General features: G+C 62.5%; 15 protein-coding genes and 1 pseudogene. 1 reads left to right on the plus strand and 15 read right to left on the minus strand.

Annotated elements, in window-relative coordinates:
- The 7 genes and pseudogenes from ACIOMR_RS27725 to ACIOMR_RS27755 all read right to left on the minus strand — a co-directional run.
- Positions 1-1,229: pseudogene (locus ACIOMR_RS27725) on the minus strand (type IV secretion protein Rhs); the annotation flags it as partial.
- A 174-nt stretch (positions 1,230-1,403) separates the two neighbouring features.
- Positions 1,404-2,165, minus strand: a complete 762-nt coding sequence (locus ACIOMR_RS27730; RefSeq protein WP_008437176.1) for an SDR family oxidoreductase — start codon at positions 2,163-2,165, stop codon at positions 1,404-1,406.
- Entirely contained in the window at positions 2,158-2,958 is an 801-nt protein-coding gene (locus ACIOMR_RS27735; protein WP_401197533.1) for an SDR family NAD(P)-dependent oxidoreductase, read from the minus strand. Before ACIOMR_RS27735 ends, ACIOMR_RS27730 begins: the two co-directional genes overlap by 8 nt.
- Positions 2,951-3,772, minus strand: a complete 822-nt coding sequence (locus ACIOMR_RS27740) for a molybdenum cofactor biosynthesis F family protein (protein ID WP_401197536.1) — start codon at positions 3,770-3,772, stop codon at positions 2,951-2,953. The genes ACIOMR_RS27735 and ACIOMR_RS27740 overlap by 8 nt, the downstream gene beginning before the upstream one ends.
- A gap of 86 nt (positions 3,773-3,858) precedes the next feature.
- Positions 3,859-4,518 carry a LuxR C-terminal-related transcriptional regulator gene (locus ACIOMR_RS27745; RefSeq protein WP_401197539.1) on the minus strand — a complete coding sequence of 220 codons (660 nt, stop codon included), beginning with the start codon at positions 4,516-4,518 and terminating at the stop codon, positions 3,859-3,861.
- Positions 4,519-4,570: 52 nt separating this feature from the next.
- Entirely contained in the window at positions 4,571-4,936 is a 366-nt protein-coding gene (locus ACIOMR_RS27750) for a cupin domain-containing protein (protein WP_003209872.1), read from the minus strand.
- Between the two features lie 145 nt (positions 4,937-5,081).
- Positions 5,082-6,380, minus strand: a complete 1,299-nt coding sequence (locus tag ACIOMR_RS27755) for an FAD-binding oxidoreductase (RefSeq protein ID WP_177022137.1) — start codon at positions 6,378-6,380, stop codon at positions 5,082-5,084.
- 195 nt (positions 6,381-6,575) lie between these two features.
- Between ACIOMR_RS27755 and hpaR the strand changes: the two genes are divergently transcribed.
- Complete coding sequence (gene hpaR, locus ACIOMR_RS27760; protein WP_003209875.1) at positions 6,576-6,998, plus strand: homoprotocatechuate degradation operon regulator HpaR; 423 nt, start codon at positions 6,576-6,578, stop codon at positions 6,996-6,998.
- A gap of 132 nt (positions 6,999-7,130) precedes the next feature.
- Here hpaR and hpaI read toward each other — a convergent pair whose 3' ends face one another.
- The 8 genes from hpaI to ACIOMR_RS27800 all read right to left on the minus strand — a co-directional run bounded on the left by hpaI (position 7,131) and on the right by ACIOMR_RS27800 (position 14,559).
- The gene (gene hpaI, locus ACIOMR_RS27765; protein ID WP_401197542.1) at positions 7,131-7,931 is read right to left on the minus strand and encodes a 4-hydroxy-2-oxoheptanedioate aldolase; all 801 of its coding nucleotides are present in this window, start codon (positions 7,929-7,931) and stop codon (positions 7,131-7,133) included.
- 18 nt (positions 7,932-7,949) lie between these two features.
- The gene (hpaH, locus tag ACIOMR_RS27770) at positions 7,950-8,753 is read right to left on the minus strand and encodes a 2-oxo-hept-4-ene-1,7-dioate hydratase (RefSeq protein ID WP_177021252.1); all 804 of its coding nucleotides are present in this window, start codon (positions 8,751-8,753) and stop codon (positions 7,950-7,952) included.
- A gap of 10 nt (positions 8,754-8,763) precedes the next feature.
- The gene (locus ACIOMR_RS27775) at positions 8,764-10,068 is read right to left on the minus strand and encodes an MFS transporter (RefSeq protein ID WP_008437183.1); all 1,305 of its coding nucleotides are present in this window, start codon (positions 10,066-10,068) and stop codon (positions 8,764-8,766) included.
- Between the two features lie 51 nt (positions 10,069-10,119).
- Positions 10,120-10,512 carry a 5-carboxymethyl-2-hydroxymuconate Delta-isomerase gene (locus ACIOMR_RS27780; RefSeq protein ID WP_087694947.1) on the minus strand — a complete coding sequence of 131 codons (393 nt, stop codon included), beginning with the start codon at positions 10,510-10,512 and terminating at the stop codon, positions 10,120-10,122.
- A 142-nt stretch (positions 10,513-10,654) separates the two neighbouring features.
- Positions 10,655-11,512 (minus strand): 3,4-dihydroxyphenylacetate 2,3-dioxygenase, encoded by an 858-nt coding sequence (hpaD, locus tag ACIOMR_RS27785; RefSeq protein ID WP_003209884.1) that lies wholly within the window; start codon positions 11,510-11,512, stop codon positions 10,655-10,657.
- Positions 11,513-11,660: 148 nt separating this feature from the next.
- Positions 11,661-13,121, minus strand: a complete 1,461-nt coding sequence (hpaE, locus tag ACIOMR_RS27790; protein ID WP_401197547.1) for a 5-carboxymethyl-2-hydroxymuconate semialdehyde dehydrogenase — start codon at positions 13,119-13,121, stop codon at positions 11,661-11,663.
- Positions 13,122-13,126: 5 nt separating this feature from the next.
- Positions 13,127-13,897: a fumarylacetoacetate hydrolase family protein gene (locus tag ACIOMR_RS27795; RefSeq protein WP_401197550.1), complete on the minus strand. Its 771-nt coding sequence runs from the start codon at positions 13,895-13,897 to the stop codon at positions 13,127-13,129.
- Positions 13,894-14,559: a fumarylacetoacetate hydrolase family protein gene (locus tag ACIOMR_RS27800; RefSeq protein WP_008437186.1), complete on the minus strand. Its 666-nt coding sequence runs from the start codon at positions 14,557-14,559 to the stop codon at positions 13,894-13,896. Before ACIOMR_RS27800 ends, ACIOMR_RS27795 begins: the two co-directional genes overlap by 4 nt.
- Between the last annotated feature and the right edge of the window lie 98 nt (positions 14,560-14,657).

Below are 14,657 nucleotides of genomic sequence, written 5' to 3' on the forward strand. Positions count from 1 at the left end.
GTATTCGCCGAACAGACCGAAGCATCCCCATTGGGGTTTTTCGCCGAAGCCGGGGCATCATCCACATGTTCTTGCTTCACCAGCGCCGTGCGCGCCGTCTTCGGCTCCCGCACCATCGGTGCCGGATTGGAAATCTCGTCCACGCCAGCCTTCAACGGCACCGCCGCAGCCTTCACCGGTACTGCCTGACTCTGAAGCGATAACGGCTTAAGCACCTCCGCATGCCTATCCAGCGGGGCCGTACCGCCCAACTTGGCAATCTGCTCCAACCACTCCCGTGCCCGTTCGGACCTGACCTTGCCCAGCACCTGCGCGCCCAGCCGTACCGCCACACCCATACCGCCGGTAGCCCACAGCAACAGCAGGTTGAGCAACACCTCGGTGGTGATTTCCCCGAGCAACTCAAACATGTAATGCGGCGGCAGCATGCGCATCCAACTGACCATCGCGGACAGGTAGATGAACAGCAGCGGCTCGTCGCTGAGAATCAACAATCCTTTGGCAATCGCCTCATGACTGAGCTTCAGGAGCGCTCCAAGCTCGGCTTGGGAGAGGTACTGCAGGAGCTTTTCGCTGTTGGGCTTGATGTCTGCCAACCACTGGTACAGCTGCGCAATACCGTCCCAGAGGCCGTAAAGCACGTTTTCAAAGCCCCGCGCATAAGCCAGTTGCAGCGAGGTGTAGCGCTCGCCATAACCCGCCTTGGCATAGCTCTCCCATATCGGCTTGAACGTGCTCGTCCACTGACCGCGCAAGTTGCCTTCCAGCGAGCTGAGCTCGGACTGATAGGAGGCATACAGTGCCTTGATGTGATCCCTGGAAACGTTGGGGTAAAAGCTGACTCGATACTGCCGGTCGACGGTGCACTCGGTGACTTCGAGAATGCCGCTGGGGCCGATGGTCTTATGGATGGGATCGCCGAGGGGACCACCGTCTTGCGCGACTTCCTGCAGCATCACCGGCGTATTGCCGATGGGCACGAACCGTGTGCTCTGGAACATGTGCACCAGGGTCAACGGTGAGTTGGCCTTGCAGGTCGCGACGGTGCTGGCGGGATACAGGGAACGGGTGATGGGCGCGACCAGCGAAACCTCGTCGCCGACCTTGAACACCTGCTCGACATCCAGTGCCGAAAAGCTCCAGAAGCTCTCGGCCCACGCGTCGTAGGTGTTCAGGCAATGTGTGAAGTCGTTGAGAACCCCATCGACGTCGCGCGTCTTCGGGTCCATCGCCGCCACGACCAGAAAGCCAATGGCGGGAATCAAGAGGCAGCCCCATCGGGCAGGGCATTAATCGAAAAAAACATCGGCGTTCCCTCGCGCTGTGTGATCAGGCGAGGGACTTTGCAGAGGTTCTCAGGGCAGGGGAGTAGAGGTTATCCGGCAGTTCGGTAGGACGTTTCGTTAAACCTCCGGCAAGGTCGAGCCGCCATCCACCACCAGCGTTTGCCCAGTGATATAGCCCGCCAGGTCCGATGCCAGGAACAGCATTGCCCCGGCAATATCCGACGGTGCGCCCAGCCGTCCCAGTGGCACCCGGCTGGCGATCTGTGCATTTACCTGGTCATCCCCCAGGTTGCCCATGGCCGGGGTTGCGATCATGCCGGGCTCCACACCGTTGACTCGCACATTCAAACCGGCCAGTTCCAGCGCCGCATTGCGAATGAACCCGTTGACCCCGGCCTTCGACGCCGCATAGTGACTCAACCCCGGAAACGCAACCCGGGGACCTGTGACAGACGACGTAACCAGCACGCAGCCCCGACCCTGACGGCGGAACATCGGCAGCGCCGCCTGGGTCAGCCAGAACAACGCCGAGAGGTTGACCGCCAAGGTACGGCCGAGCATCGCCGGAGTGATCTCGGCAAAGGGCGTCAGCGGAAAATACCCGGCGTTATGCACCAGAATATCCAGCCGCCCCCAGTCGTGTTCCACCCCTGCAATCAGCTCGAAAACCGCAGCCGCATCCGCCAGATCCACCGTCACCGCTTCCACCTGGCAGCTGCGCCCGCACAGCTCCAGCGCGAGCGCCTCTGCCAGTTGCAGGTCGGCGATCATCACCCGCGCACCCCGCAGGGCAAACGCTTCGACGATGGCCCGACCAATACCCTGGGCGCCACCCGTTACCAATACGTTGCGACCAGTGAAATCCAGGTCTTCATTCATGACGCTGCTCCATACGCGCATAGGCCAGCGTCGGCACATCGACGATGCTTGAGCCCCCGTCCGCCACCAGCGTCGCACCCGTAATGATCGACGCGTCACTGGAGGCCAGGAAGCGGCACACCCTGGCGATTTCTTCAGCGCTGGCCGGCCGGCGCAACGGCACATCGGCGCACACCCGGTCATAGGCGTGCTGCAGCGTCTCGCCATGGAAATCCATCAACGGCTGCATTTCCTCATCCGCCATCGGCGTGCGCACCCAGCCGGGGCACACCGCGTTCACCCGCACCCCGCGCGGGCCATAATCTCGGGCCAGCGAGCGATTGAGCCCGAGCAAGGCATGCTTGGCCGTGGTGTAGCCGCACACCTCGGGCCCGGCAGCCAGTGAGGCAATCGAACCCATCAGCACGATGTTCCCGGCGCTTTCCAGCAGCAGCGGCAAACACGCCCGCGCACTGTAGAAGGCGCTGTCGAGGTTGCTGCGCAGCGCCGCTTCCCAGGTCTGCGGGCTGGTGTCGGTGGCGCTGCCCACGCCATGGCCGCCCGCACAGGCCAGCAGCACGTCGATCCGCCCATAGTGCTGGCGAATCTGCGCAATAAAACCCTCCCAGGTCTGCGGGCAGGCCGCATCACCCACCAACACCAACCCCCCGGTTTCCCGCGCGACCTGCTCCAGCGGCTCGCAACGACGGCCGATCAGTACCAACTGCGCACCCTCGGCGGCGTACAGCCGGGCGCACGCAGCACCGATGCCCGTGCCGGCCCCGGTGATCACGATCGTGCGCGGCTCAGTCATCAGGATGCTCCGTGCGATTGAGCACCTGGCAGTAGGAACTGATGGGAAAGTTCGATAGCTCATCGAAGGAGGCGTCGGCATAGCCAAAGATCTTGCCGTCGCTGCGGTGTTGCTGCAGGTCGATCAGCACCAGGCCGAGGGTGGGGATGATTTTTTCGCGCCAGACGAACAGGTAGAGCTGGTCGGCGATCTTGTAGTAATCGCAGCGGTCGGTGTCGCACAGGCCCTGCTCGACACCCTTGAGGCATTGCCAGGCGTAGAACTGGTGGTTGAGGTAGATGTGCTCGTAGACCTCGCTCGGGCTGTAGCGATACTGGTTGCGCAGGCCGATCAGGTCGGTGGTTGGTGCGTGGGGGCATTGGCCTGGCTGCCACGGGCGGTCGAGGCTGCCGTGGAGAAACTCCACTTCCACCGAGGTCAGCGGCTTGCCGGCAAGGGCGAGGCTGTAGAGGCCTTCGCGGGTTTGTTCCTGGGTGGGCATGCGCCCGAGCACAGCGGTGAACGAAGCGCTGGCGGTGTCGAGCACCAGGCTGACTGACCAGGCTTGGGCGCCTTCGCGCTTGATGAAATCCACCAGGTACAGGCCGGGGCGCACCGAGGTCGCACGGTAGGTGGCGCTGCCGCTGGAGTGACCGTCGGCTGCAACCCAGGAGAGCCTGTCGCGCTCGAAACGGTGCTCGATCTGCCAGCCATTGGCGAAGTGCAGCGTGAAGGCCTTGCCGCTCAGGTCGGCCAGGTTCGGCAGGATAAATGCCTCTGGGGCGAAGCCGTCGGCCAGGGCGCCCACGGTGATCCAGTCAGAAGGGGTGGTCATTTGCGAAGCTCCGGTTGAGTGGGTGAACACCACGAATCATCGCGCCCGGGAGCAGGCGCGGGTATCAACCGGATGGTTGAGGCGAACTACAGGAAAAGAGTTCCCACCAGTTCTGTGCGACTGCTGACGCCGGCCTTGCGAAACAGGTTGATCAGGTGGGTCTTGATGGTGGGCAGGCCGACATCCAGCTCCTGGGCCAGCTGTTTGTTGCTGGCGCCCTGGCGCAACAGCAGGGCGATCTGGCGCTCCTTGGGTGTGAGACCGGCCAATGCATCTTCAGTGGGCTGCATGTTGGCCACCGCCAGTTGCAGCAAGGTTTGCAGGGCGTTCAGTTGGGCCAGTTGGTCGCCGGTGAAAGCGCCCTGGTCGGTGGTGCGCAACAGCGAAATCGCCGCCTGGGGCTGGCCGGCGCGCTGGGCGAAAATCTCCACCACATCGACCACGCCATAGCGCCGCAGAAAATCCCCATAGCGCCGGGTATCCCGCGCCGGCTGGCTGGCCATGGCAAGGCCCAGCGGCACCACCGCCAGGCCACTGGACAGGCAGTTGCGCGGTTGCAACGGGTCGAATTGGCGGTAGTTGTCGAGGTAGTCGCGGTGCATTTCGCCGCTCATGCCGTGCAACTGGAAATCCCGGGCTTGCAGCTGGCGGTCGACGCAATAGAACGCGGCCTGGCTGACCGGAATCAAGCGGGTGAAAGCCTGCAGGCACTGGCCGGCGACTTCGTGGGCGGGGAGAGCGTGCATGGGTGGGCACCTGCGCCAAAAGGCTGCCGACGGGTGCCGGCAGCCGGGGCTATCACACCACGGCGAAGTAGTGTTTGACGAAACTTTCGCTGACCACTTCCCACAGCACCGGGGTGCCCTTGGTCACGAACCAGCTGTCACCGGCCTTGTAGCGGGTGCTCTGGCCGGTGGACTCGTCGGTGAGCACCACTTCGCCGGTGACCACGGTGGCCTGTTCAGCAAACGGGTAGACCATGCGGAACTTGCCCTGGGTGGTGCCGAAATAGGCGCTGCTGACCGGGTCGGTGGGGGCACCGAAGGTCATTTTGCCGAAGGCCCGGACTTCGCCTTCGAGGATGGTCGAGCCGAGGTCGGCGACGGTGCCCCAGGCGTCGAGTTCGGATAGCTGGATGTCTTTCTTGAGGGTAACGAGGGTCATGGCAGTTGCTCCTGATGAGAAAAAATTAGTGACCAACTGTAGGAGCGAGCTTGCTCGCGAAGGTCGTCAACGATGACGTTGGCGTCCTGGATTAACGCGGCGCCCTTGGGTTTTTCGCGAGCAAGCTCGCTCCTACAGGTGTTTGTCAGCGGCGGCCGTTCCAGTAACCGGAGAGCTGGTGCCAGGATTTGCCGGCGGTAAGCAGCAGCGGGCGGATCGCGTCCTTGCCGATGATGGTCGGGCGATGGATCGAGCTGACCAGGTCATACCGCGCCGAGCCTTCGCTCATGCCTTCGGCCAGCACCTTGCAGATGATGTGGCTTGGGGTCACGCCGAAGCCCGAATAGCCCTGCACATAGAACGCGTTGCTGCGCCCGGGCAGGGTGCCGATCTGCGGGAACAGGTTCGGGCTGCAGGCCATCGGGCCGCCCCAGGCCAGGTCGATCTTCACGTCCTTGAGGTACGGGAAAATCTTCAGCATCAGGTTGCGGTTCCAGGCTTTCAAATCGCCTGGAATGTGCTCCACCAAAGGCGTGGCGGCGCCGAACAGCAGGCGGTTTTCGTTGGTGACGCGGTAGTAGTCGATCACCGGGCGAATGTCGCTGTAGGCCCCGCGAATCGGGCTGATACGGTTGATCAGCTCTTCTGGCAACGGCTCGGTCATCATCTGGAACGCGTAGGTGTTGATGGTCGAGCGGTGCAGTTCCGGCTCCAGCTTGTTGAGGAAACTGTCGCAGGCCCACAGCAGCTTGCTGGCCTTGACCGAACCGCGCCCGGTGCGCACGGTGATGCGCTCGCCATAACTGACTTCCAGCGCCGGGCTGTTCTCGAAAATTCGCACGCCGTGGCCGGCCAGGGCCTTGGCTTCGCCCAGCAGCAGGTTCAACGAGTGCACATGCCCGCCGCCCATGTGCAGCAGGGCGCTGCTGTAGGCGTCGGAGCCGATGATCTGCCTGACGTCGGAGCCGCCAAGAAAGCGGATCTCGTGTTGGGTGTTGATGGACTTGAAGTCTTTTTCCCAGGCGCGCAGGGTCTTTTCCTGGCGGGCGTTGAAGCCCATGTAGCCATAGCCGTGGCAGAAGTCGGCATCGATGTCGTACTTGGCGATGCGGTTCTTGATGATGTCGGCGCCCAGGTCGCTGATCTCGAAGATCTGGCGCAGGCCGTCTTCACCCACGTCCTTCTTGATCTTTTCCAGGTCGTGGCCGATGCCGGCCATGATCTGCCCACCGTTACGCCCGGTTCCGCCGAACCCCAGGTAACGCGCTTCCAGCACGACGATGTTGGTGATGCCTTTTTCGGCGAGCTCCAGGGCGGTGTTGATCCCGGAAAAGCCGCCACCGATGATCACCACGTCGGCTTCCACGTCCTGCTCCAGGGTGGGGAAGCTGAGGTTGTATTTCTTGGTCGCCGTGTAATAGGTCGGCGTTTCGATATTGATCATTGTGCTGCCTGACAGTGAAGAGCTAATGAGTGTATTAAGGCCGTTGGCGCGCTGGATGTCTTGATTCTGTGTGCCGCCGGTTTTGATCCTGCGCGCCAGAGCCTTCGCCGGCTTCACAAGTTATAGCGTGAGGTGGGGAGGAGAGTGTTAGAGTTTCGTTAAAACATTAACTAAATCTATCGTGACCCTGAGCCTATGTTGAAACCCAGACAATCCCTGACCCTGACCTTGCTTCAGGCCCGTGAAGCGGCCATGAGTTTTTTCCGGCCCTCGCTGAATGAGCATGGGCTGACCGAACAGCAATGGCGGGTTATTCGAATTCTCAGCCAGCATGACGAATTGGAGATTTACCAGTTGGCCGAACTGGCGTGCATTCTCAAACCGAGCATGACCGGCGTGCTGGTGCGCATGGAGGCAGCGGGCATGGTGCACCGGCGCAAGGCCGAGCAGGATCAGCGGCGGGTGCTGGTGACGCTGGCGGAGAAGGGCAAGGCCAGTTTCGAGTCGATGAGCCAGTGCATGGAGGAGAATTACCAGCGGTTGCAGGAGCAGTTCGGGGAGGAGAAGTTGCAGGTGTTGTTGGGGTTGCTGGATGAGTTGAAGACTATCAAGCGCTGACACACCGCCGATCCAAATGTGGGAGCGGGCTTGCTCGCGAATGCGGTGTATCTGTGCCAGATTTGTCGGCTGACACACCGCATTCGCGAGCAAGCCCGCTCCCACATTTTGGATTTTTGTGGTTTCAGAGCGTCAGTACACGCCGCCGGTAATGGCCGGTGTTGCGGTGTCTTTGAATTTCGCCGCCAACCCCTGCAACCCGCGCATCAACACGGTCGTATCCACCCCTACCGCCACAAACGCCGCCCCCAGCTCGATATACCGCCGCGCCAGTTTCTCATCCGCGCTCAAGATGCCCGCCGCCTTGCCGGCTTTTTGAATCCTTACGATGGCGTCCTCAATCGCCGCCTGCACCTCGGGGTGCCTGGGATTCCCCCGATGCCCCATGGCCGCACTCAAATCCGCCGGCCCGATAAACACCCCATCCACGCCATCAACCGCCGCAATCGCGTCCAGGTTGTCCAGGCCTTCACGGTTCTCGATCTGCACCAGCAGGCACATCTGTGCATCGGCCTCATCCAGGTAACCGGGAATCCTGTTCCAGCGCGACGCCCGCGCCAGTGCGCTGCCCACGCCCCGTACACCACCCGGTGGATAACGCATCGCCCGCACCAGCTGCCGTGCCTGGTCAGCCGTCTCCACCATCGGCACCAACAGCGTCTGCACGCCGATATCCAGCACCTGCTTGATCAACGCCGTATCGCCGATCACCGGGCGAATCACCGGTTGGCTGTCATAAGGCGCGACAGCCTGCAGTTGGCCGAGCATGCCGCGCAGGTCATTGGGCGCGTGCTCGCCGTCGATCAGCAGCCAGTCGAACCCGGCATTCGCCGCCAGTTCGGCGCAATAAGCGTCCGCCAAACCGAGCCACAGGCCGATCTGGGTCTCGCCACGTTGCAGGCGTTGCTTGAAGCGGTTGATGGGCATGTCCATGAAACAGTCCTCCAGTATTCAGACAAAGCGGCAGGAGATGGAACCCAGCATGTCGTAGTCGACATGGAAGGTGTCACCCGGATTCGCCGCCACCGGGCGGGTGAAGGAGCCGCCGAGGATGATCTGGCCGGGTTGCAGGGTGACGTCGTACGGCGCCAGTTTGTTCGCCAGCCAGGCCACGCCCTTGGCCGGATGGTTAAGTACCGCAGCCGACACCCCGGACTCTTCGATCACCCCGTTGCGGTACAACACCGCCGGCACCTTGCGCAGGTCGATCTCGGTGGGGCGCACGGCGCGGCCGCCCATCACCACGCCGGCATTGGCGGCGTTGTCGGAAATGGTGTCGAACACCTTGCGGGTGGCGTTGGTGTGCGGGTCGATCTGCTGGATGCGGGCGTCGATGATTTCCAGCGCCGGGATCACCCATTCCGTGGCATCGAGCACATCGAAAATCGTGCAGTTCGGGCCCTTGAGCGGCTTGCCGAGGATGAACGCCAGTTCCACTTCCACCCTCGGCACGATGAAGCGCTCGAAGGGGATGTCGGTGCCTTCGTCGAAGAACATGTCATCGAGCAGGGCGCCGTAATCCGGCTCGGTGATGTTCGACGACACCTGCATCGCCCGCGACGTCAGGCCGATCTTGTGCCCGACCAGCTTGCGCCCGTCCTTGATTTTCCGGGCCACCCAGGCGCGCTGGATGGCGTAGGCGTCTTCAATCGTGATGTTCGGATGCTCCATGGAAAACTGGCGCACCTGTTCACGGGAGCGCTCGGCCTGGTCGAGGCGGGCGGCGGCTTGCTGAATAAGGGCTTGATCAAGCATGACAAAATCTCTACTGGGGATTGACGATGGCCGCATGGGTGCGCAGCACCAGCAGGCCGCCGAGGGCGATAAGCAGCGCCAGCACGTACAGGGCCAGGCTCGCGCTTTGGGTGGTGTCGCGCATCCAGCCGATCAGGTAGGGCGCGAGGAACGAAGCGATGCTGCCGAACGAGCTGATCAGCGCGATGCCGGCCGCCTGGGTGCTGTTGGACAGGAACGCCGGCGGCAATTGCCAGAACATCGGCAGCGCAGCGCTGGCGCCCATGCCGGCGAGGATCAGGCCGCCCAGTACCAGGGTCGGGTTGGTGGGCGAGAGCCCGGCCACTGCAATACCGATGGCCGACATCAGCAACGGCACGCACAGGTGCCAGCGGCGTTCGCGGTTGCGGTCGGACGAGCGCCCGCAGCCGATCATGAAGAAGCACCCGGCCAGATACGGTACGGCGCTCAGCAAGCCGACCTGGCTGTCGCGGCCGATGCCGGCGCCGTGGATCAGGGTGGGCATCCAGAACGCCAGGGTGTTCACCGCCAGCATCACCGCGAAGTACACCGCCACCAGCAGCCACACCTGCGGGTCACGCAGGATGCCGCCGAAGGAGGTGATGGATTTGCGCTGTTCTTCAGTGCTCAGTTGCTCGCGCAGTTGTTGCTTTTGCGCGGGCTCCAGCCACTTCACGGTTTCGAAGCTGTCGGGCAGGTATTTCAGGACGACCAGGCCGAGCAGCACCACCGGGGCGCCTTCGATCAGGAACATCCACTGCCAGCCCCGCAGCCCGCCGAAATCATGGAAGTTCTCCAGGATCGCACCGGACAACGGGCCACCAATCACACCGGCCATGGGCACGGCAATCGCAAACAGCGCGGTGACTTGCGCCCGGCGGCGGGCCGGGTACCAGCGGTTGAGGAACACCAGAATCCCCGGGAAGAAGCCGGCTTCGGCCACCCCCAGCAGAAAGCGCAGCACGTAGAAGCCCGTGGAGCTTTCGATCCACAGCATGCTGGTGGAGAGCACGCCCCACACCACCATCAGGCAGGCGATCCAGCGCCGTGGGCCGACCCGGTCCAGGGCCATGTTGCTGGGTACGCCGAACAGCGCGTAGGCGATGAAAAACAGGCCGGCACCGAGGCCATACACCGTGTCGCTGAAGTGCAGGTCGGTGCTCATCTGCATCTTGGCGAAGCCGATGTTGATGCGGTCCAGGTGGGCAAACAGATAGCAGATCAGCAACAACGGCATCAGTCGCCAGGTGACGATGCTGTGGGTGCGCTGATGTTCGATCAGGGTGGTGCTGTCGGCGGTATTGGCTGTGCTCATGATGTTGTTCTTTTTTGTTTGAGTGGCCATGGGCGGAAAGGTGGGCTGTGCTCAGCCCGCCTGGTTCTTCAGGAATGCGTGCACGTTGTTCTGCTTGAAATTCAGCTCGGGGTGCAGCTCGATCATCTCGAACGACAACGCCAGCAGCCGCTGGGATTGCAGCTCGGCGAAGTGTTCGGTGATGACCTTGAACAGGGCTTCGGCCACCGCCTTGCGGGTTTCCAGGTCGCGCCCGTGGCCGACCTTGAGGGTCATGTGGACGAAGGCGTAGTCATGCTTGCCGTCGGCCATGCGCCAGGTGTCCAGGCGCACTCCGCGACTGCGGATGCCCCCCAGTGGAAACACGCCGCTGTCCCCCAGCACGGCGTGAACCTGCTCGAACAGGGCCGGCAGGTTGGCCTGCTGCTCGATGTTGTCGGTGTATTCGGCGATGAAGTGCGGCATGTGTATCTCCTCTTGGGGTGAGGTGCAGCGAATTCCTTGTAGGAGCTGGCTTGCCTGCGATGGCATCAACTCGGTGCGACAGATACACCGAGGTGCCTGCATCGCAGGCAAGCCAGCTCCCACATTTGATCCTCACCAAGGCTCATAAAGGGAAAATGGCATTGATCTGCCCGGTGCCCGAACTGCCGAACGGCTGGGTGATGATCTCGGCCGGCTGGTTGTAGTCCGGCCCGCCCAGCAGTCCCAGGAGCATCGCGGTGTCGTGCATCTTGCCTTCGCCGAAGCAGTGCTCGGCGTAGTCCGGCAGCATTGCGCAGAACTCCTTGAAGCGGCCTTGCTTCCACATCTCCACCACGTGCAGGTCCATCTGTTTGTCGAATTCACGGGTCCAGTTGTGGATGTTGGCTTCGGCTTCGCGGTCGTCCGAGAAACGGTGGGAGAGGGAGCCCGAGGCCAGCACCAGGACTTTGCGGTCGCTTTTCTCGATCGCCCGGCGCACGGCGGCGCCGAACGCAAAGCTGTCTTCCAGGCGGTGCCAGGCGCACCACGCGGCAATCGAGATCACGTCGAACTTCTGCGCGTCCGGCACGCCCATGTGCATGTAGCGCATCGGCACCAGGGTGCCGTATTCCAGCTCCAGGCTCGGGATGTTGTGGGCCATGGTGCGCACGCCGGCCAGGTTGGCCTCGGCGGCGATCAACTCGCCCAGCTCGGGGCAGCCCGGGTACTCGTACTCCATGTTCTTGATGAAATGCGGCAGCTCGTTGCTGGTGTAGGTGCCCTTGAAATGCTCGCCGCAGTTGACGTGATAGCCGCTGTTGACCAGCCAGTGCACGTCGAACACCACCGCGGTGTCGGCCCCCAGTTCACGGGCGCGCCGCCCGATTTCCTTGTGCCCGGCGATGGCTGCTTCGCGGCAACCGTGGTGCTTGCCGGGCAGTTCCGACAGGTACATCGAGGGGACGTGGCAGATCTTCGCTGCCAGAACCACTTCGCCCATGATCATTCTCCTGAGTATTTATTCTTTTGTAGGAGCGAGCTTGCTCGCGAAAAACGTCAACGATAACGCAGCACTTCTGTTAGCCCGCGGCGCCTGCGGGTTCTTCGCGAGCAAGCTCGCTCCTACAGGTAGCGTTGTTATATCCGGGTTACACACCCCAGCGCGGGATGTGATGACTGCCCATGGAAATGCACACGTTCTTGATCTCGGCAAACACTTCGAAGCTGTACTGGCCGCCTTCACGGCCGGTGCCGGAACCTTTTACCCCACCAAACGGCTGGCGCAAGTCCCGCACGTTCTGGCTGTTGATGAACACCATGCCGGCTTCGATGCCGTAGGCCAGACGATGCGCCTTGCCGATGTCCTGGGTCCAGATATAGGACGCCAGGCCGTACTCGGTGTCGTTGGCCAGTTGCAGCGCCTCGGCTTCGTCCTTGAACGGGATCAGGCACACCACCGGGCCAAAGATTTCTTCCTGGGCGATGCGCATGTTGTTGTTCACATCGGCAAACACCGTCGGCTGGATAAACTGCCCGCGGCTCAAGTGCGCCGGCAGGTTGGCCGGGCGTTCCAGGCCGCCGGCCAGCAGGGTGGCGCCTTCTTCGAGGCCAATCCTGATGTAGCCGGTGACCTTGTCATAGTGGGCCTGGGTGATCATCGAGCCGACCTGGGTCTTCGGGTCCTGTGGGTCGCCGACGATCAGGCGTTTGGCGCGGGCGGCAAATTCGGCGACGAACTGCGGGTACACGCTCTCCTGAATGAAGATCCGGCTGCCGGCGGTGCAGCGTTCACCGTTGAGCGAGAAGATGGTGAACAGTGCCGCGTCGAGGGCGCGGTCCAGGTCGGCGTCTTCAAAGATCAGCACCGGCGACTTGCCGCCCAGTTCCATGGAGTACTTTTTCAGCCCGGCGGTCTGCATGATTTTCTTGCCGGTGGCGGTACCGCCGGTGAAGGAAATCGCCCGCACGTCCGGGTGGCGCACCAGCGCATCACCGGCGGTGGCGCCGTAGCCCTGGATCACGTTCAGCACGCCGTTGGGAATCCCGGCTTCGACCGCCAGGCGCCCCAGTTCATTGGCCGTCAGCGGCGACAGCTCGGACATCTTCAGCACCGCGGTATTGCCCAGCGCCAGGCACGGCGCAGTCTTCCAGGTGGCGGTCATGAACGGCACGTTCCATGGCGACACCAACGCGCACACACCCACCGGCTGGTAAAGGGTGTAGTTGAGCATCTGGTCGTCCACCGGGTAACTGTGGCCGTCCATGCGGGTGCAGACTTCGGCGAAGAAATCGAAGTTGTGGGACGCCCGGGGAATCAGCACGTTCCTGGTCTGGTGGATCGGCAGGCCGGTGTCGAGGGTTTCCAGCGCGGCCAGGTGCGGCACGTTCTGTTCGATCAGCTCACCGAGCTTGCGCATCAAGCGGGCCCGTTCCTTGGCCGGTGTGCCTGCCCACTTCGGAAAGGCTTCCTTGGCTGCTGCAACGGCCTGCGCCACTTCCTCGGCACCGCCGCTGGCCACTTCACCGATGGCTTCGCCGGTGGCCGGGTTGTAGTTGATGAAGGTGTCTTTGCTCTCGACCTCACGGCCGTTGATCCAGTGTTTGATCATGTTGCTCAAGCCTCTTTACGGGCGGCGAAAAAGTCCGCCTCGCTGACAATTCGATTGACCAGGCGGCCTACGCCTTCCACTTCCACGATCACTTCATCCCCCGGCACCACATCCGCCAGGCCTTCCGGGGTGCCGGTGGCGATCATGTCGCCGGGCTGCAGAGTCATGAAGCTGGACAGGTATTCGATCAAATACGGGATGTCGAAAATCATGTCCGAGGTCGAGCCTTCCTGGCGCAGTTCACCGTTGATCCAGGTGCGCAGCTTCAGGTTGCTCGGGTCTGGCACGTCGGCGACATCCACGATCCATGGGCCCACGGGGGTGGTGGCGTCGCGGTTTTTCACCCGCAGGTTGGGGCGGTAGTAGTTTTCCAGGTAGTCGCGGATCGCGTAGTCGTTGCACACCGTGTAGCCGGCCAGATACTCCAGGGCGTTCTCGCGCTTGACGTTGCGCGCCGGCTTGCCGATGACCGCCACCAGCTCGCACTCGTAGTGCATGTAGGCGACGTTGTCCGGCCGCCAGGTCACCTGGTTGTGGCCGGTGTAGGTGCCGGGAGACTTGATGAACGCCAGCGGTTCGGTCGGCGGCTTGAAGGCCAGTTCGGCGGCGTGGTCGGCGTAGTTCAGGCCCAGGGCAAACATGCTGCCGGTGGCCGGTGGCAGCCATTCGACCTGGTCTTCGGCCAGCAGTCGACCGTCGGCCAGGCGCACGGCGTTTTCAGCTTCTACCAGCACCTGGTGGGCTTCACCTTCAAAGCGAATACGGGCGTGTTTCATGACAGCTCCTCTGCCTTGATGTGGTTGACCAGGCGGCCCAGGCCGCTGATCTCGACTTCAACCGTGTCGCCGGGTTGCACATCCACCCGGCCTTCGGGGGTGCCGGTGATCAGCACGTCGCCTTCGTGCAGGGTCATGAACTCGCTGATCTCGGCGATCAACTGCGGCAGGCTGCGCACGAAGTTGGCGGTGGAGTTTTGCTGGCGCAGTTCACCGTTGACGAACAGCTTCACGCTCAATTGATGCGGATTGGCGACCTGGTCGCGGGCCACCAGTTCCGGGCCCAATGCGCAGAAACCGTCCCGGCACTTGGCTTTCACCGCCGGGCGGTAGTAGCTGTCTTCCGGCAGGCTGAACTCATTGACGATGGTGTAGCCCGCCACATGCTCCAGGGCATTTTCGACGCTGACCCGGCTGGCGCTCTTGCCAATCACCACCCCGAGTGCCGGGCCCGGTTGCAGGCGTTCACCCTGTGGGTGCAGCACCACGCCGTCGTGGCCGTTGCGGGTATTGGGCGTCTTGATGAACAGCACCGGCTTCACCGGTGGTTTCTGGTAAGGCGCTTGTTCGAATTCGGCGAGACGTTGGTTCAGCAACCCCTGGTAGTTCAGCGCAACGCCGAACAGGGTGCCGTTCGCAACATCATGCAGGGCACGGCTCATGCTTTTCTCCTGGCAGTGGCGGGGCAGATTCGGACCTGCACCGTGGGAAATTCGTTAACGTGTTAACGTTATAATTAAGATGTTAACTATCGTCAAGC

The organism is Pseudomonas sp. NPDC087814 (assembly GCF_044742865.1).
Classification (GTDB): Bacteria; Pseudomonadota; Gammaproteobacteria; order Pseudomonadales; family Pseudomonadaceae; genus Aquipseudomonas.

Excerpts from the sequence above, each read along its gene's own strand:
- ACIOMR_RS27730 (WP_008437176.1), bottom strand. The coding sequence starts at position 2,165 with ATGAATGAAGACCTGGATTTCACTGGTCGCAACGTATTGGTAACGGGT.
- ACIOMR_RS27735 (WP_401197533.1), bottom strand. The coding sequence starts at position 2,958 with ATGACTGAGCCGCGCACGATCGTGATCACCGGGGCCGGCACGGGCATC.
- ACIOMR_RS27740 (WP_401197536.1), bottom strand. The coding sequence starts at position 3,772 with ATGACCACCCCTTCTGACTGGATCACCGTGGGCGCCCTGGCCGACGGC.
- ACIOMR_RS27745 (WP_401197539.1), bottom strand. The coding sequence starts at position 4,518 with ATGCACGCTCTCCCCGCCCACGAAGTCGCCGGCCAGTGCCTGCAGGCT.
- ACIOMR_RS27750 (WP_003209872.1), bottom strand. The coding sequence starts at position 4,936 with ATGACCCTCGTTACCCTCAAGAAAGACATCCAGCTATCCGAACTCGAC.
- ACIOMR_RS27755 (WP_177022137.1), bottom strand. The coding sequence starts at position 6,380 with ATGATCAATATCGAAACGCCGACCTATTACACGGCGACCAAGAAATAC.
- hpaR (WP_003209875.1), top strand. The coding sequence starts at position 6,576 with ATGTTGAAACCCAGACAATCCCTGACCCTGACCTTGCTTCAGGCCCGT.
- hpaI (WP_401197542.1), bottom strand. The coding sequence starts at position 7,931 with ATGGACATGCCCATCAACCGCTTCAAGCAACGCCTGCAACGTGGCGAG.
- hpaH (WP_177021252.1), bottom strand. The coding sequence starts at position 8,753 with ATGCTTGATCAAGCCCTTATTCAGCAAGCCGCCGCCCGCCTCGACCAG.
- ACIOMR_RS27775 (WP_008437183.1), bottom strand. The coding sequence starts at position 10,068 with ATGAGCACAGCCAATACCGCCGACAGCACCACCCTGATCGAACATCAG.
- ACIOMR_RS27780 (WP_087694947.1), bottom strand. The coding sequence starts at position 10,512 with ATGCCGCACTTCATCGCCGAATACACCGACAACATCGAGCAGCAGGCC.
- hpaD (WP_003209884.1), bottom strand. The coding sequence starts at position 11,512 with ATGGGCGAAGTGGTTCTGGCAGCGAAGATCTGCCACGTCCCCTCGATG.
- hpaE (WP_401197547.1), bottom strand. The coding sequence starts at position 13,121 with ATGATCAAACACTGGATCAACGGCCGTGAGGTCGAGAGCAAAGACACC.
- ACIOMR_RS27795 (WP_401197550.1), bottom strand. The coding sequence starts at position 13,897 with ATGAAACACGCCCGTATTCGCTTTGAAGGTGAAGCCCACCAGGTGCTG.
- ACIOMR_RS27800 (WP_008437186.1), bottom strand. The coding sequence starts at position 14,559 with ATGAGCCGTGCCCTGCATGATGTTGCGAACGGCACCCTGTTCGGCGTT.